The organism is Leucobacter sp. MMO-125, from assembly GCF_037148395.1.
Taxonomy (GTDB): domain Bacteria; phylum Actinomycetota; class Actinomycetes; order Actinomycetales; family Microbacteriaceae; genus Leucobacter.
Genome location: NZ_JBBCTL010000003.1, coordinates 100,849 through 117,701 on the forward strand (window position 1 = coordinate 100,849; position 16,853 = coordinate 117,701).

At 66.9% G+C, this 16,853-nt stretch carries 14 protein-coding genes and 2 tRNA genes; 9 read left to right on the forward strand and 7 right to left on the reverse strand.

Annotation, left to right across the window (positions count from 1 at the left end):
- Window positions 1-27: 27 nt before the first annotated feature.
- Window positions 28-1,299, forward strand: a complete 1,272-nt coding sequence (locus WFI54_RS08095; RefSeq protein WP_336652286.1) for an MFS transporter — start codon at window positions 28-30, stop codon at window positions 1,297-1,299.
- Here WFI54_RS08095 and WFI54_RS08100 read toward each other — a convergent pair.
- Entirely contained in the window at window positions 1,286-2,470 is a 1,185-nt protein-coding gene (locus tag WFI54_RS08100) for an acetyl-CoA C-acyltransferase (RefSeq protein WP_336652287.1), read from the reverse strand. The genes WFI54_RS08095 and WFI54_RS08100 overlap by 14 nt on opposite strands.
- A gap of 195 nt (window positions 2,471-2,665) precedes the next feature.
- Between WFI54_RS08100 and WFI54_RS08105 the strand changes: the two genes are divergently transcribed.
- A complete protein-coding gene (locus tag WFI54_RS08105) occupies window positions 2,666-3,928 on the forward strand; it encodes a D-alanyl-D-alanine carboxypeptidase family protein (RefSeq protein WP_336652288.1) in 1,263 nt (420 codons plus the stop codon).
- A 15-nt stretch (window positions 3,929-3,943) separates the two neighbouring features.
- Here WFI54_RS08105 and WFI54_RS08110 read toward each other — a convergent pair whose 3' ends face one another.
- The 4 genes from WFI54_RS08110 to WFI54_RS08125 all read right to left on the reverse strand — a co-directional run bounded on the left by WFI54_RS08110 (window position 3,944) and on the right by WFI54_RS08125 (window position 6,570).
- A complete protein-coding gene (locus WFI54_RS08110; protein WP_336652289.1) occupies window positions 3,944-4,780 on the reverse strand; it encodes a class I SAM-dependent methyltransferase in 837 nt (278 codons plus the stop codon).
- A 159-nt stretch (window positions 4,781-4,939) separates the two neighbouring features.
- Window positions 4,940-5,013: transfer RNA gene (locus WFI54_RS08115), tRNA-Met, on the reverse strand.
- A gap of 27 nt (window positions 5,014-5,040) precedes the next feature.
- Window positions 5,041-5,112: transfer RNA gene (locus tag WFI54_RS08120), tRNA-Thr, on the reverse strand.
- 111 nt (window positions 5,113-5,223) lie between these two features.
- Complete coding sequence (locus tag WFI54_RS08125) at window positions 5,224-6,570, reverse strand: LCP family protein (RefSeq protein ID WP_336652290.1); 1,347 nt, start codon at window positions 6,568-6,570, stop codon at window positions 5,224-5,226.
- A 143-nt stretch (window positions 6,571-6,713) separates the two neighbouring features.
- On the opposite strand from WFI54_RS08125, the gene WFI54_RS08130 reads away from it, so the two are divergent.
- From WFI54_RS08130 to trpS, 3 genes are all read left to right on the forward strand, one after another.
- Window positions 6,714-7,592, forward strand: coding sequence for an exodeoxyribonuclease III (locus tag WFI54_RS08130; RefSeq protein WP_336652291.1), 879 nt, complete (start codon window positions 6,714-6,716; stop codon window positions 7,590-7,592).
- 19 nt (window positions 7,593-7,611) lie between these two features.
- Window positions 7,612-8,481, forward strand: a complete 870-nt coding sequence (locus WFI54_RS08135; RefSeq protein WP_336652292.1) for an exodeoxyribonuclease III — start codon at window positions 7,612-7,614, stop codon at window positions 8,479-8,481.
- A 141-nt stretch (window positions 8,482-8,622) separates the two neighbouring features.
- Window positions 8,623-9,639 (forward strand): tryptophan--tRNA ligase, encoded by a 1,017-nt coding sequence (gene trpS, locus WFI54_RS08140; RefSeq protein WP_336652293.1) that lies wholly within the window; start codon window positions 8,623-8,625, stop codon window positions 9,637-9,639.
- Between the two features lie 53 nt (window positions 9,640-9,692).
- On the opposite strand, the gene WFI54_RS08145 is transcribed toward trpS, so the two are convergent.
- Window positions 9,693-10,874 carry a M20 family metallopeptidase gene (locus tag WFI54_RS08145; RefSeq protein ID WP_336652294.1) on the reverse strand — a complete coding sequence of 394 codons (1,182 nt, stop codon included), beginning with the start codon at window positions 10,872-10,874 and terminating at the stop codon, window positions 9,693-9,695.
- Between the two features lie 254 nt (window positions 10,875-11,128).
- Here WFI54_RS08145 and WFI54_RS08150 point away from each other — a divergent pair, with 254 nt between their 5' ends.
- From WFI54_RS08150 to WFI54_RS08160, 3 genes are read left to right on the forward strand one after another with little or no spacing between them, the layout of a single operon-like run.
- Entirely contained in the window at window positions 11,129-12,067 is a 939-nt protein-coding gene (locus tag WFI54_RS08150; RefSeq protein ID WP_336652295.1) for an ABC transporter substrate-binding protein, read from the forward strand.
- A 44-nt stretch (window positions 12,068-12,111) separates the two neighbouring features.
- Complete coding sequence (locus WFI54_RS08155) at window positions 12,112-13,047, forward strand: amino acid ABC transporter permease (RefSeq protein WP_336652296.1); 936 nt, start codon at window positions 12,112-12,114, stop codon at window positions 13,045-13,047.
- The gene (locus tag WFI54_RS08160; protein ID WP_336652297.1) at window positions 13,044-13,817 is read left to right on the forward strand and encodes an amino acid ABC transporter ATP-binding protein; all 774 of its coding nucleotides are present in this window, start codon (window positions 13,044-13,046) and stop codon (window positions 13,815-13,817) included. The genes WFI54_RS08155 and WFI54_RS08160 overlap by 4 nt, the downstream gene beginning before the upstream one ends.
- 58 nt (window positions 13,818-13,875) lie before the next feature.
- On the opposite strand, the gene WFI54_RS08165 is transcribed toward WFI54_RS08160, so the two are convergent.
- Window positions 13,876-14,784, reverse strand: a complete 909-nt coding sequence (locus WFI54_RS08165) for a MurR/RpiR family transcriptional regulator (RefSeq protein ID WP_336652298.1) — start codon at window positions 14,782-14,784, stop codon at window positions 13,876-13,878.
- Between the two features lie 215 nt (window positions 14,785-14,999).
- Between WFI54_RS08165 and WFI54_RS08170 the strand changes: the two genes are divergently transcribed.
- Window positions 15,000-16,853: a cyanophycinase gene (locus WFI54_RS08170; protein WP_336652299.1), complete on the forward strand. Its 1,854-nt coding sequence runs from the start codon at window positions 15,000-15,002 to the stop codon at window positions 16,851-16,853.

Below are 16,853 nucleotides of genomic sequence, written 5' to 3' on the forward strand. Positions count from 1 at the left end.
GATAGTTCCTTGCGATAGTGTCGCGTGGTGAACGCTCAACGTGATGCCCGTGTCTCTGGCACGCCTTGGGCGCTGCTGTTCGTAGCGGTCTGCTTGGTCGCCGTCAACATGCGCATGACGATCACGGGCGTTGGGCCACTGCTCGATGAAATCGCGGCGGATCAGGGCGTCACGCCCGCATCTCTGGGTTTCTTGGCCTCGATCCCGCTGCTCACCTGGGCCGTCGTATCACCAGCCGCACAGGCGCTATCAGCACGAATCGGTCCGAACGCCGCGGTGGCGGGCTCACTCGCGGCGCTCACTCTCGGCACGGTCTGGCGCTCACTGCCTGGCCCACAGGCGAATATCTGGCTGGGTACCGCGCTCGTGGGCGCCGCACTCGCCGTCGCCAACGTGCTCCTGCCCGCAACAATCAAGCGGGATTTCGGGGGGCGTGTGCCCTTGGTGATGGGCGCCTACTCGACCCTGCTGAGCGGGGCCGCTGCGGTTGGAGCCGGCATGGTGGCGCCGATCTCCCACGCATCGATGGCCTCGGGTGAACCTGTGGGTTGGCGGATCGCCCTGCTCACGACAGGGGCCATGGTGCCGCCCGCTCTGGTGATGTGGGTAGTCGCGACTCGCCGGGCGCAGCACCGCGGCGGGGGCGAGACGACAAGCGTTTCCGCCACCGTTGAGGGCGAGCCCTCCCCGGGTACGGCCTCACGGTTGGGCAGTCGCATCTGGCGCGATCCTGTCGCCTGGAGCATCGCGGTGTACATGGGCACCCAGTCTTCGACCTTCTACGTGTGGGCCACCTGGCTTGCACCGCTCGACCTCTCACGCGGTTCGGATCCCGTGACAGCGGGCCTCCATGTAATGGTGTTCCACGTCTGCGGCATGTTCGGTTCATTGTCCGCGCCATTTATTTCTCGCGGAGCAATGCGGCGAGTCCTCCCGGTGCTGTTGCCCGTCATCGCGGCCGCCGGTGCTGTGGGCCTCATCCTCGCACCCGCCGCATTGCTGGCATGGCTGATTCTCTCGGGCTTCTCAGCAGGCTGCGCTTTGACGGTGTCGCTCACACTGATGGCTCAGCGCTCGACAGATGCTGCGACGGCCGCTGCAACATCTGGCATGTCGCAATCCGTGGGATACCTGATCGCCGCTGTCGGGCCTGTCCTGTTCGGGGTGCTCTACGGCGCGACGGGGAGCTGGGTTCCGCCGCTCTTCGTGATACTCGCCGGTGTCGGCCTGCAGTTCTGCGCGGGGCTGCTGCTCGCTCGCGAGCGCATGGTCTTCGGTTCTGGCATCAGACCGCGCTGAGCACGACGGCGCTGCCCTGCCCACCGCCGCCGCAGATGCCGACGGCGCCGAGCGATCCGCTGCCGAGCTCTGCGAGTTGCCGCGAAAGCGTGCCCACGATGCGCGCGCCCGAAGCCCCGATTGGGTGGCCGAGCGCGATCGCACCGCCATGCCGGTTCACGATCGCAGGATCCACACCCAGTTCGCGCGTGGATTGCACACCCACAGCGGCGAAGGCCTCGTTGATCTCCACAACCGCAAGATCATCGGCGGTCACGCCATCGAGCTTCGCAAGCGCCGCAGCGATTGCGCGTGCCGGCTGCGAGTGCAGCTGAGTATCGGGCCCCGCAACGAACGCGGTCGCCTCGACGCGCGCCACCGGGGTCACCCCGAGGCGGCTCGCCGCGGCCTCGCTGACGAGCACCAGCGCCGCAGCGCCGTCAGTGATCTGGGAGGCGTTGCCCGCCGTGATCGTGCCCTGCTTCGCGAAGGCTGGCCGCAGGCCCGCAAGCGTCTCGGACGTGGTGTCGGCGCGGATGCCATCATCGGCCGAGACCACGGTGTCGCCCCGCCGCGACACCACTGTGAAGGGCTCAATCTCACCCGCGAAGAACTCAGCCGACTCGGCCGCGCGGCGGTGCGACTCGGCAGCGAAGGCGTCCTGCTCCTCGCGCGTCAGCCCGAGCGGCGTGTTGCCGTCTTCCGTGAGCGCGCCCATCGCCACCTGGTCGAAAGCGTCGGTCAGTCCGTCATGGTCGGCGGTGTCGACGAGCTGGGCCGTGCCGTACTTGGTGCCGGCTCGCAGCGGAATGACGTGCGGCGCGAGCGACATCGACTCCTGCCCCACAGCCACCACCACATCGGCCTCGCCCGCCGCGATGAGCCGCGCCGCCTGCGACACGGCCTCCGTGCCGGACAGGCACACCGCGTTCAGCGTGATCGCGGGCACCCCCATCGGAATCCCCGCGGCCACCGCCGTCTGACGGGCAGGGTTCTGCCCGGCACCGGCCTGCAGCACCTGGCCTGCCACCACCGCATCTACCTGATCGGCGGCGATCCCGGCCCGCGAGAGCGCCGCACGCACCGCGTGCGCGCCGAGTTCCGTCGCAGGCTGGGAGGCGAGCTGACCGGTGAAACGCGTGAACGGCGTGCGGGCGTAGCCTGCGATCAGGGCGGAGTGGGGTGCGGTCATGGGTGACCTCCTCGGAAGCGGTGGGCGAGCGCCGGATCGGGCGCAGCGCCGCGATCCATCACGGCCATTCTGCCCGATCAGCTCGGCAGCTCCACTGCGCATTGGCACAGTCTGCAGCGCTACCCCTGTGCATGCCGCCGCGCCCGTGCCACCCCGCGGCACCGGCGCACCCTCCTCGCCCCTACGCTGGAAGGCGTGAACCGAAGTCGCACCGGGGCCCGCCGCGCCCGCATCATCGCCCTGTCAGTCTGCGCGGCCACCGCCCTCGCCGCCGGCGGCTACACAGCGGCCTGCGCGCTCGCCCCGCTACCGGCACCCACGATCGAACTGCACCCCGCCTTCACCGCGGGCAACGACAGTGCGGCAGTGACCGCAGACCCCACGGCCGCGCAGGCAGCCGTCGATGCCCAGAACCTGCCCACCGCAATCGGCTACCTGCACGGCAACGAAACCTGGTCGAACGACCCCACGGCCTATCCGCTCGCCAGCATCTCCAAGCTGATCACCGTGCTGGTGTGCATGGAGGCGCAGCCGCTCGAGCCCGGCACTGACGGCCCGGTTTACACCTGGACGGAGGCGGATCGCGCACGACAGGACGGCTACCTCGCGCTCGACGGCGTCGCCTACCCGATCCCCGTCGGCACCGAGGTCACGCTGCGGCAGATGCTGCACTTCATCTTCCTGCCGTCGGCCAACGACTACGCCGCGGCCTACGCCTACTGGGCCTTCGGCGACAACGACGCCTTCCTTGCCGCCGTAGCCGACTGGAAGCAGCGGCACGGCCTGGAATCGCTGCAGTTCGTCGAGCCGACAGGCATGGATGAGGGCAATATGGCCAGTGCAGCGGATGCGCTGCGCATCGCCCGGCTGGCGCTGCAGAACCCCACCATTGCGGAGTTCACCAGCACCGCATCGGTTGAGATGCCCTGGGGCATCGGCGTCGTCGCGAACACGAACCCGCTGATCACCGAAATGCCGGGGATCGTGGGCGTGAAGACGGGCCGTTCGGCGGCCGCGGGCTTCAACTTCGCCGTCGCCCAGCAGGTCGACGTCGACGGACGCGAGGTTGTGCAGCTGGCAGTAACGCTCGGCCGTGATTCGAAGGCGGCCCGAGCGCAGTCGGGCCGCGACATGCTCTCCGCCCTCGACACGCTCCCCCAGGCCATCACGGTGGTGGAGCAGGGCGCGGCGGTCGCCGAGGCTGTAACCGTTGACGGTGCGCGGATCCCGATTGTCGCTGCCGGCAGCGGCGTGGTGACGATGTTGCCCGGCGAGCAGGCAACGCGGGCCGCGACCGTCGACGTTGCGGCGCTCGGCGAGGCTGGGGCTCGGGTCGGCACGATCACCGTCGAAGCGCCCGCACCCGTGGAAGAGGTCGCCGTGGTGGCCTCAGCCCCGGTCACGGAACCAGAACTGTGGTGGCGGCTCACCCACCCCGCCGAGCTCTTCGGCTGGTAGCTGCGACGGCGCGCGTCACACCCGGGCTTTGCTCGCCCGCAGCGTGTAGCTGAGCGGCATGACGCCCGAGCGCTCGGCGAGCGCCCACTCCCCTCCGGGGCGGAGCACCATCTGCCCGGGCAGTGCCTCCCACGGCACGCTGTCATGTTCGACGAGGAAGTCGATGCGGAGCCCTGCTTTGATGAGCGCTGTCACGATCTCGCCGAGGGAATGATTCCACTCGTACGTCTTCGACGCTTGCACCGGCTTGGCCGTGGGCACATAGCTCTGGTCGTCGTCCCACTCCGTGGGCGCCTCATGCTCGAAGTAGGGGAAGCGCAGGTGCAGGTCATCGTCAAGCGACTCATCCATCGCCCACAGAATCGGGTGCCCCTCGCGGATGAACAAGAAGCCGCCGGGGGCAAGCAGCGCGGCTACGACCCGCGCCCACTCCTCCACTGAAGGAAGCCAGCAGAGCGCGCCGATGCCCGTGTAGACGAGATCGAACGCGCCGTTCGGCAGTGCCTCGGCGGCTGCCCGCACGTCGGCCTGCACAAAGTCGACGGCGTCGCCGGTTTCGGCCACGAGCCGGCGCGCTTCAGCCACGGCACGCTCACTGAAGTCGAGCCCGGTGACCTGGGCACCGAGCCGCGCGAGGGAGAGCGTGTCGGTGCCGATGTGGCACTGCAGGTGCACGGCGCGCAGACCATCGATGTCTCCGAGAAGCGGCGTGTCGAAACGCACCACGTCGGACAGCGCCTCTGGCTGCTCGACGTAACGCTGCGCCTCATAGCCGCTGCCGTCGCGGGCAGCATGCAGTTCGGCGCGGTCGTCCCAGTTTTCGCGGTTCGCCGCGATGTAGTCGATGGTCATGAGAGCCCGTCTCGTCGAGGATGGACCGCCGGCGACCCCGGCGGTGCCGCGGTGCGATCTCTCGTCACAGCGTAGTCGGCGACCGCCCCACGAGCCCAGCCTGACGTCACTGGAAACCACAAAACCCCCGGCGAACCAGGGGTTTTGTGTGACTCTCCGTAGCTGAGGCGGGGCTCGATCCCGCGACCTCACGATTATGAGTCGTGCGCTCTAACCAGCTGAGCTACTCAGCCATATCGGCCAATGACCCAGAGAGTCAGAGCCCCGAGCCAGGATTGAACTGGCGACCCCTTCCTTACCATGGAAGTGCTCTACCACTGAGCTATCGGGGCGAAGCCACCTTGCGATGACAACCGTTAGAGAATAGCACTACTTGTTCGCAAATAGAAAATCGACGCGGGATCCCGCGTCGCACGCGCGTGTCGCGGCGACGCGGGCCTCGATCAATAGACCGTGCGACCGCCCGAGCAGGTCTGCTTGCTCGCCGGCTGCCCGGTGATATTGCTTGGCAGCTGCACCGGGCCCTCAGCGGCCGGAGCAATCGTTGCGGGATCGGTCGGCGTGCCCGTCGCCGGATCGATCGGCCAGCCCGTGGCGGGGTCGATCGGCCAGCCGGTAGCGGGGTCGATCGGCAAGCCCGTGGCCGGGTCGATCGGCAGACCGGTGTTGGGGTCCACCTCGGCGGCAGCATCACCGGCGGCAGCGTCGTCGACACCCTTGCCCACACCCGTGACCTCGAACGGCTGCCCGCTCTGAATCACCTGGAAAAGCGCATCGGCGCTCGCGCGATCGGGGGTGAGGCGACCCTGCTCGTAGGGGTGCGTGAAGGTGGGGTACTGCACGAAGTTGATGCGGTCGAGGTCGATGTCCTTCACCGTGCCTGCAACCTGCTGCATGAACTGCACGCTCGCCATATTGCTCGAGAGGGTCATGTTGTCGACGCCGGCCTTCGCAAGGCTGTACACCTTCACTGGATCGGAGAGCGTTTCGGAACTCTGCAGCTTGCGCACGAGCGCCGACATGAAGACCTGCTGGTTGCTGATGCGGCTCGTGTCGCCGCCATCGCCCACACCGTGCCGGGTGCGCAGGAACTGCAGCGCCTCACGGCCCTGCAAGGTCACGTTTCCGGCAGGGAGGTCGAGTTCGGTTGCCGGGTCGACGATCGGCTGCGTGAGGCACACATCAACACCGCCGAGCGCATTCGAGACGCCGATCACACCGTCGAAGGTGATGAGGCCGGCGTTCGGGATCTCCATCTCCGTGAGCTCGGAGATCACTCGCGCCACGCAGGGCAGACCGCCGTACATCATGGCCGAGTTGAGCTGCTGCTCGCTCATCGCGGAGTAGTAGCCCTCTTCACCATCGGGGCCGGGGCAGCTGGGGAAGGGCACCATCAGGTCGCGGGGGAAGCTCACAACGGTGGCGTTCTTGTGATCGGCCGAGACGTGCAGCATGAGGTTGACGTCGTTGAGTTCGCCCTCCTCGCCATCCTGATACGACTGCCCCGCCCGGGTGTCAGACCCCACGAGGAGAATCGTCAGCGGGCCGTCGAACGACTGGCTGCCGGCACCGACGAGCTCCGCCGAAGCCTCGTTGCCGAGGTCGACGGTGCGCACATCCTGCACCAGACCCCACACCGCATAGGCCACGGTCGCGACGCCGCTCAGCGCGACCACGATCGCCGCCGTCAGGAAGATCCGCATCGCGTTCGTCCAACTATTCGAACGGCGCAGTTTCCCGTGGCGCACGAAGCTCGAACGCCCGATACCTGCAGCGTGATTCTTGGCCATGCAACTTCCCGTCCTCGTCGAGCGCGCCGCAGTTTTCAGGCGCGCTCGGTCATGGTGAGCCTCCAAAAATACCGGAAGCGACTGAACAGGCCCTTGGAATTGCGGATCGGCCCCGGCCCGAATCGCCCCGCTAGGCTGGGGCCATGCGCATCGCCACCTGGAACGTCAATTCGATCCGCACCCGTTTCGGCCGCGTCGCCGACTGGCTCGTGCGCGAGGACATCGACGTGCTCGCCATGCAGGAGATCAAGTGCCGCCCCGACCAGTTCCCCGTTGAGGCGTTCGAGCAGGCGGGTTATCAGCTTGAGATCCACGGACTCAACCAGTGGAACGGCGTTGCCTTCGCGAGCCGCCACGAGATGACCGACGTCGAGCGCTCCTTCGCCGGCATGCCAGGCTTCGGCAAGCCCGTGAAGGGGCAGGAAGACACGCAGGGTGTGGGGCCCAACGGCCTGCCCCTCGAAGCACGCGCGCTCGGTGTCACCGTGGGCGATCTGCGACTTTGGAGCCTGTACGTGCCCAACGGGCGCGCGCTCGGCGATCCGCACCTCGCATACAAGCTGAGCTGGCTCGATGCGCTGCGCGAAGCCACCCACTCCTGGCTCGATGCAGACCCCGATCTCCCCCTCGCGCTCATGGGCGACTGGAACATCGCTCCCCTCGATGCCGACATGGGCGACCCGTCATTCACCGTGGGTGCGTCGACCCACGTCTCACCCGAAGAGCGGGCCACGTTCGCCTCCTTCGCACCCTACGTCGAAGACGTGGTGCGCCCCATCGTGCCCGAGGGGTTCACCTTCTGGGATTACAAAGCGGGCCGCTTCCCCAAGAACGAGGGCATGCGGATCGACTTCATCATGGGCTCTCGCACCTTCGCCGACGCGGTCACCGGGGCCTCCATCGAGCGCGATGAACGCAAGGGCGACTCCCCCAGCGATCACGTGCCCGTCGTCTGCGACATCGACGTCGACCTGCTCGGCGGCACCTTTGAAGACGAGTACGACCGCCCGATGGTGTTCTGAGCCGCGTAAACTAGGGCGCATGGCTGACTTCATGCGCGTCGCATCCGTCAACGTGAACGGCATTCGTGCCGCCTTCCGCAAGGGGATGGGCGAGTGGCTCGACGCTTCGGGTGCCGACATCGTCGCGCTGCAGGAGGTGCGCGCCGCTGACGCCGACATCGCGAAGCTGGTGGCCGCAGCCGACGACGGCGGGTGGCATGTGCTGCACGATCCCTGCGACATCAAGGGCCGCGCCGGCGTCGCCATTCTGAGCCGCACCCCCGCCGTCGCCCACCGCGTGGGCCTCGGTGCCCTCGACGCGCAGGAGAGCGTGCAGTCGTCGGGGCGCTGGCTCGAAGCCGACTTCGCCTTCGGCGACAGCACCCTCACGGTCGTCAGCAACTACACGCACTCCGGCGAGGTCGACACCCCCCGCCAGGATGCCAAGTGGGCGTTCCTCGACGCGATGAGCGTGCGCATGAACGAGCTCGCCGACGAGCGCGAGCACGTCGCCATCGTGGGTGACTTCAACGTGGGCCATCGCGAACTCGACATCAAGAACTGGCGCGGCAACGTGAAGCGATCCGGCTTCCTCCCCCGCGAGCGGGCCTACTTCGACCGCTTCTTCGGCCCGCGCGGCGAAACCGTCGTGGGCGTCGACGGCTCCGAAGGCCCCGGCCACGGCTGGATCGACGTGGGTCGCCGCTGGGCCGGCGAGGTCGACGGCCCCTACAGCTGGTGGTCGAACCGCGGCCAAGCCTTCGATAACGACACGGGCTGGCGCATCGACTACCACGTCGTCACCCCCGCACTCGGCGAACGCGTCGCCGACTACCGGGTCGACCGCTACCCCTCTTACGACACCCGATGGTCGGATCACGCGCCCGTCATCGCCGACTACCGGCTCTGACACCGAAATCAGAGGAAGATCGGCCTCGCTCGGCGTGAGTGGGCCTGGCGCCCCAGCGCGGCGCGATCCGCCCCCGATCTTCCCCTCGTTCTTCCGGCAGTCGCCGAATCCGTTCTCGTTTGTAAGGCAAGGAAAGCCCCCATGACCGCACCCACCACTTCCACGAAGCCCGTCCTGTTCTCAGGCATGCAGCCGTCGAGCGATTCGCTGCAGCTCGGCAACTACATCGGGGCGCTCGCCCAGTGGACGAAGATGCAGGAAGACTACGACGCGTTCTTCTGCGTGGTGAACCTGCACGCCATCACCGTGCCGCAGGATCCCGCTGAGCTCATCGCCCGCACCCGCCGCACCGCAGCCCAATACATCGCTGCGGGCATCGACCCGGAGAAGTCGACGCTGTTCGTGCAGTCGCAGGTGCCCGCGCACACCGAGCTGGCCTGGGTGCTGAACACTGTCACGGGCTTCGGCGAGGCGAGCCGTATGACCCAGTTCAAAGACAAGTCGCAAAAGCAGGGCGCTGACGCAGCCTCGGTGGGGCTGTTCACCTACCCGATCCTGATGGCCGCCGATATCTTGCTGTATCAGGCCGCGAGCGTCCCTGTGGGTGAGGATCAGCGCCAGCACGTCGAGCTGACCCGCGATCTCGCGACGCGTTTCAACTCGCGCTTCGGCGACACCTTCGTGGTGCCGGAGGCGCAGATCCCCAAGGGCACCGCGAAGGTCTACGACCTGCAGGAGCCGACCGCCAAGATGTCGAAGTCGGCGGAGAGCGAGGCCGGGCTCATCAAGGTGCTCGATCCCGCGAATGTCACGAAGAAGAAGATCATGCGTGCGGTCACCGACGCTGACGGCGAGGTGCGTTTCGATCGCGAGGCGAAGCCCGGTGTGTCGAATCTGCTCACCATCTATTCGGTGCTGTCGGGCCGCACGATCGATTCGGTGGTCGACGAGTATGCTGGCCGCGGCTACGGCGACCTGAAGAAGGGTCTTGTCGAGGTTGTCGAGGAGAGCCTCGCTCCGGTGCGCAATCGCACTGAGGAGCTGCTGGCGGATCCGGCTGAGCTTGATCGCCTGCTCGCGGGGGCCGCAGAGCGCGCCAATGAGGTTGCGAACCGCACGCTTGATCTGGTGTATGAGCGGATCGGCCTGATCCGCTGATTTCTCGGCTCAGAGGCCGTGGGCTCAGCGGAGCCCACGGCCTGCGAGGGTGCTCACGCGTTGTCGAGCGGGAAGGCCGGGTCGCTGCTGCGCCGGATGAGTGCGGCGAGCAGCGCGATGCGCTCGGGCACTGTCGAGAGGTCGAGCCATTCTTCTGGGGTGTGGTCTCCGCCGCCGACGGGGCCGAGGCCGTCGAGTGTCGGCACTCCGCGGGCTGCGACGCGGTTGCCGTCGGAGACGCCTCCGGTGCGGGCGAGTCCGGGGGTGAAGCCGAGTTGCTGCGAGATGTCGATGGCGAGGGCGCCGAGTCTGGCAATGGCCGGGGTTTCTTCGAGTGGCGGGCAGTCGTCGGCGACGATGAGTTCGATGCGCGTGCCCGCGACCACGGGCTGTGCTGCGCGGGCTTCGATCCGTGCGACGACGTCGGCGAGGGCGGCCGCCTGGGCTGCGCGCATTTCGACGCGCAGCGAGGCCCTGTCGGGCACGATGTTGGTGCGGTCGCCGGCGCGCAGGATGCCGACGTTCACGGTGAGCCCGGTGCTCGTGTTCGCGAGTTCTTGAAGGAAGACGGTGAGGTGGGCGGCTTCGAGGCCAGCGTGCGCGCCGCGCTCGGGTTCGATGCCGGAGTGGGCGGCGCGGCCGTGCACCTCGATGTTGAGGTCGATGGCGCCCTTGCGCGACACCACGAGATCGCCGTTTTCTCTCGCGCATTCGAGGCAGAAGGCGACGTCGGCGTCTTCGGCGAGCGCTTCAAGGAAAGGGCCGCCAACGGCGGATCCGGTTTCTTCGTCTGGGGTGAAGGCGAGCACGAGTTCGCCGTAGTCTTCGGTGCCGTCGGCGATGAGCTGGGCTGCGGCGTGGAGGCCGGCGATCACACCGGCTTTGTCGTCGGTGACGCCGGGCCCGTGCGCTTTGCCGTCGGCGTCGATCGAGAAGGGGCGAGCTGCGGCGTCACCGCGCGCGAAGACCGTGTCCATGTGCGCAAAGAGGAGCACGCGTCGGGAGCCGGAGCCGGAGCGCCGACCGACGAGGGTGTCTCCTGCGCGACCCTGGGGGTCCGAGCACCGTTCGACACTGAATCCGAGTGCTCCGAGTCTGCGCTGCACCCAGTCGGCGACCCGGTTCACCCCTGCGGGGTCGTCCGATCCGGAGTCGATGCCGACGAGTGCGGCGAGGTCTTCAATGTAGGCCGCTCGTGTCGCTTCGACGCGACGCAGCAGGTCACTCGCTTCCATGCGGGAGCCTCCGGTGCTTCATGTGGGAATGATCGGTGTCTTCGGTGCGGCGCGTGCACGCTCACCCGGTTCGGGCGTTGGCCCAGGTTTCGGGCGATCCGCTTGGGCGCATCACCGGTTTCGTGGCGGCGTTTCCGTGGCAACGATGCCTGGATCCGGTCACCTCGTTTCGGAACAATCATTTCACAAGTTGCGAGCAACACAACATCGTGAAATGATTCGATCACACTCAACGTCGAGATTTGGGAGACCCCATGCACCTGTCACGAATCACTCCGATCGCCGTCGCCGCATCAGCGGCTCTCGCGTTCGCGCTCACCGGCTGCACCAACGCGGCCGAGGTCACCGCCAATGACTCCTCCGCCGCCCAGACGCCGCAGCTCCCCACCGAAACCATCAGTACACTCAAGGCCGATCCCAACCTCCAGGCGCTTCTGCCCCCTGAGGTCGCTGAGGCCGGCGTGCTCCGCATCGCCACCGACCCGACCTACGCCCCCTTCGAGGTATACGCTGATGACAACAAGACCGTCGTCGGTCTCGACGCCGATCTCGGCAACTCACTCGGCCAGCTCCTCGGGCTAAAGGTCGAGTTCATCCCCTCAAGCTTCGATGCCATCATCCCCGGCCTCTCTTCGGGCAAGTACGACATGGCGATGTCGGCGTTCTCCGTCACCGACGAGCGCAAGCAGAACGCCGACTTCGTCATCTACCACCAGTCCGGCAGCGGCGTCGCCGTGCCGCTCGGCAACCCGGAGTCGCTGTCGATGGATCCGATGACCCTCTGCGGCCGCACGATCGGCGCAGAGAAGGGCACCACGCAGGGCATGGAGATGCTGCCCGAGTTCAGCACCGAGTGTGAGGATGCGGGCAAGAAGCCCATCGACATCAAGCTCTTCCCCGGCACCGACAAGGCAATCACCGCGCTCTCCTCGGGCCGCGTCGAGGGCGTGGTCTCCGGTGCGACAGGCCTCGGTTACCAGGCGAAGATCACCGGCGCCTTCGAGCTCGCAGCCGGCGACGACTACGCCTCGAAGCCGACCGGACTCGTGCTCCCGAAGGGCTCGGCCCTCACGCCTGCGATCACCGCGGCGATGGCTGAGCTGGTCACTCTCGACCCCTACACCGAGGCGTTCGAGAAGTGGGGTATCAACTCCAGCAACCTCGTCACCCCCGATCAGGTTCCGGTGCAGTAGTCGGCTTCCTGATCACCAGCCTTTCCTGAAAGGGGCGCACCACTATGCGCACGAGATCTGCCGCACCACCGGTGCCGACAGACGTTGATTTCCCGGTCGCAAACAAGCAGCACCCGTGGCGTTGGGTGTCGGGGGCGTTCATTCTCTTCGTACTCGGCATGCTCGTCTATTCGGCGATCACCAACCCCCGCTTCCGCTGGGACGTCATCGGGCTGTACTTCCGCGACACCTCGATCGCTCAGGGCATCCAGGTCACCCTCATGCTCACCGTGGTGTGCATGCTGCTCGGCATCGTGCTGGGCGTGGTGCTCGCGGTGATGCGACTCTCGGTGAACCCGGTAGTCCGCGGTGCGGCAGGTCTCTACGTGTTCTTCTTCAGGGGCACCCCGGTGCTCGTGCAGCTTCTCCTCTGGTACAACCTTGCGGCGCTGTACCCCGACATCACCTTCGGCATCCCCGGCGTGCACCTCAATGCGAACGAGATCGTCACTCCGCTCATGGCGGCGATTCTCGGCCTCGGCCTGAACGAGGCGGCGTATATGTCGGAGATCGTTCGGGCCGGCATCCTGTCGGTCGATCAGGGTCAATCAGAGGCGGCCGGAGCGCTCGGCCTCAATAGGCTCCAGACGATGGTGAAGGTCGTGCTCCCGCAGGCGATGCGCGTCATCATTCCGCCCACGGGCAATGAGACGATCGGCATGCTCAAGCAGACCTCGCTCGTGAGCGTGCTCGCGGTGTCCGAGTTGCTCTATTCGACGCAAGTGATCTACGCGAAGAACTTCCAGGTCATCCCCATGCTCATTGTCGCCAGCCTCTGGTACATCATCATGACCACGGTGTTCACGCTCGGCCAGTCCTGGCTTGAGAATCGCTTCTCCCGGGGAAGCACCCGCCATGTTCAGCTGAGCTGGGGCGAGCGCATTCGCAAGGCGATGCGGATCCACGCACCCGAAGCGACCGGAAAGAGGGCCGCAGCATGAACCAGGCCACTGAAGCGATGGTGCTTGCGAAGCAGGTGCGCAAGCATTTCGGCTCACTGCAGGTGCTGCAGGGTGTCGACCTCGAAGTGCAACGCGGAGAGGTGGTCTGCCTCATCGGGGCCTCCGGCTCTGGCAAGAGCACTCTGCTGCGTTGCATCAACCACCTCGAGCAGCTCGATGGCGGTCGCATCTGGGTCGACGGCCAGGTCGTCGGTTACGAGCTCCGCGGTGGAAAGCTGCACGAGAAGAGCTACGCCGAGATCTGCCGGGATCGCACGCAAACAGGCATGGTGTTTCAACACTTCAATCTGTTCGCGCACATGACCGTGCTTGAGAACATCATGCTCGCACCCAAGACCGTGCTCGGCGAGAAGCATGCCACGGTGCTGCCGCGCGCAATGGCGCTGCTCGAGCGGGTCGGCCTCGCCGATAAGGCGAAGTCGTATCCGCGGCAGCTTTCGGGCGGCCAGCAGCAGCGTGTCGCGATCGCGAGGGCGCTCTGCATGGAACCCAAGCTGATGCTCTTCGACGAGCCAACCTCGGCCCTCGACCCCGAGCTCGTCGGCGATGTGCTCGCGGTGATGCGTGATCTCGCAGCCTCGGGCATGACGATGATCGTGGTCACTCACGAAATGGGCTTTGCTCGCGAGGTGGCGGATCGCGTCGTGTTCATGCACGGCGGGCAGATCGTGGAGCAGGGTCCGCCGGAGCAAGTGCTCGGTGATCCGCAGCACGAGCGAACCAGAGCATTTCTCTCCGCGGTGCGCTGACGCGCAACGATTGAGGGGGCCGGCGCATGCGCCGGCCCCCTCAATCGTGCGTGCCGCCTCAGATGAGGTCGAGGCGCTGCACGGTCTGCTCGATACGCCCGATGCGCTCGCGAGCGGGCAGGCCGATCCGCGTGACGAGTTCTTCGAAGAGCGCCTCGATGAGCGCCATGACGGGCACCACCGAGTCGAAGGGGCCACGTTCAGCGGCGACGCTCGTAAGCACTGCGTCGGCTTCGCTCGCGCAAGGCGAGACCCATTTGTCGGTGACAACGATCACCGTGGCCTTGCGCGACTTCGCGTGCTGCACGAGGTTGCGCGTCTCGGTCTCGTAGCGCCGGAAGTCGAAGGCGACGAGCACGTCTTTGGAGTCGAATTCGGACATCGCCGCACCGCGCAAACTCGCCATCTGCGGCACCATCTGAACGCCGGATCGGAGCTGCAGGAGACTCGCGGAGAAGTACTCGCCGAGAAACATGCTGTAGCGCCCGCCGACGATCCAGATGCGTCGCTTCGGGTTTGCGAGCGCGGCGAGTGTTGTCTCGAAGTCATGCTCGGAAAGCCCAGCGAAGGTCGCTTTGAGATCGTCGGCGGGCACGGTGGCGAGGTCGGCGAGATCGTCTGGGTTGGCGGATCGCCGCACTCGATTCGTGCGCTCGTACAGCGTTGACGGCGAGGCGCTGCGCTGGTCGAGCTCTTCACGAAGCGCCCGCTGGATGTCGGGGAAGCCGCGGTATCCGAGCCGGGTGGTGAAGCGCACGACAGTGGCCCCGCTCACGTCTGCGAGCTCGGCGAGGCCTGCAACGGTTTCGAATCCGGCGACCGGGTAGGCGGCGAGAAGCGTACGGGCAACCTTCCGCTCAGATGGCGTGCATTCCCCCATACGTTCTCGGATGCGCGATGCCACCGTGTCGTCATCGGTCGACGGCGAGGAGTTTGATTGCTTCGCCTGTCGCGGGTCGCGGGTCACGTCGGCTCCTCGGTCTGCATGTACGTATCGCCGACTTGTGGTGAGCGCGCTCACCTCACCCTGTCAGCGATGACGTCGGGTGCCGCCGATTCTAGCAACGCAGAAGCGTTATGACACTGAAATGTTGAAATGTTCGTTTCTGCATTGCAGAAATATTCTCAACATGAAACACTTACGCCGAAGTATCCCCTCAACGACGAGACCAGGAGTGTGCCGTGTCCGCAGTTTCCCATCGAGGCAGACGCATCCGCGTCGGCCTCCTCACCGCTTCACTGACCGCAGGCCTCGCCGGCTTCGCCGCAGCCCCCGCCACCGCGCTCCCCACCGTGCCGAGCGGCACGGTCGTCGCAATCGGCGGCGCGATCTCCCCCGGCGAGCCCTACAGCACCGCGATCGTGCAGCGCATCGTCGACCTCGCCCAGGCGCACGCCGGAGCCGGGAACACTCCGAAGATTGCGGTGTTCACCACCGCCTCAGAGGTCGCGACCAACGCCGCGGAAGCCGCAGACTGGCAGAACGAGGACAACGCCACCGCCAACGGCCTGTACTACGCCAACTGGTTCCAGGCCTTCGGCGTCGACGTCTACCCCGTGCCGATCGACGTGAACGCCGGCGAAGACTACCCTGGCGACCCCTACAGCGCCGACAACGCACTTGACCCGTCGGTAGCGGCCGAGATCGCCTCCTCGGACGCGGTGTACTTCGGCGGCGGCGATCAGATCAACTACGTGCGCGCGCTTATGGGCTGCACCGCAGCCGATCCGGCAGACGCAGCGATCTTCCTGTTCGATACCTGCTCGGGCACCCCCGCCATGGCGGCGATCCGCTCGGTCGTCGACTCCGGCGGCGTATCCGCAGGCACCAGCGCTGGCCTCACCATCCAGCAGGGAAGCGACATGATCACCGGCGGCGACCCCTACCCGGCTTGGCGCGACGGAGCAGTCCCCGGCTGGTTCGAAGACGACCGTCTCGCCTACTCCCCCACCGGCGGCTTCGGATTCTTCAGCGAAGGCATGCTCGACTCCCACTTCGCCCGCCGCGACCGCCAACCGCGCATCGTAAAGCTCGCACTCGAGCGCCAGCACACCCTCGCCTTCGGCGTCGAAGAGAAGACTGCGCTCGTCGTCGATCGCGCCACCCGCACCGGTGAAGTCATCGGCGAACTCGGTGTCAGCCTGCTCGACGTCGGCGCCGCATCCACGGACGGCACGAACGCTGCGGGCGTCGTCTACTCGTACCTGAGTTCCGGATCCACAATCGACTTCGCAAGCGGCGAGATGACCCTCGCAGGCACGCCGCACAACGGCCCAGGCACCGCGGCGCCACCCGCCGCGCCCACCGACATCTGGGGCTCGTATGAGTGCGACTACGGCACCTTCGGCACGCTGCACCTCGCCCAGGGACTGGTCACCTCAACCGCATCGACAGCCTTCGGAGACAGCTGCGATACGCCGGTGGAATCACCTCGCTTCCGCACCACCTACCACCGCACCGCCGCCACAACATGGAACGACGATGGCGGCTTCACCAACCTCGAGATGAGCATCACCCGCATCCCCTCATTCACCGCGAGCGCCCGACTCATCGGCGCAGCCGCCAGCGGATCGCTGCCCGTCGGCAGCGAGGCCGACATCGAAGTCACCGTCACCAACACCGGCGGCACCCCACTCGGCGGCATCAGCATCAATGGCGCCGCAGCCGCGGGCGCACCCGCCTCCCTTGCACCCAACGCCTCAGCGGTGCTCACGATCCGCCGCACCGTCGCCGCCGGCCCTCAGACCTTCACAGTCGAGGTGGGCGCCACCGCGCTCGACACGAACGGAGCCGAGCTGCGTGTCGCCGCAGCCCCGCAGACGGTCTCCGCTCAGATCACCGGCACCCCGGCACCGCAGCAGCCGACGACCCCCGCCCCGAATGGCGGGTCGGCCACGCCTGCCACGCAGCACGGGAACGCCACCCTGGCGCGCACCGGCGGGCCCGAGTTCGGCTGGCCGCTCGCCATCGCCGGCCTCCTCCTCGCCGGAGCAGCCGGCGCCCTCGCAGGCACCAGGCGTCTCGCCCGCCGCTGA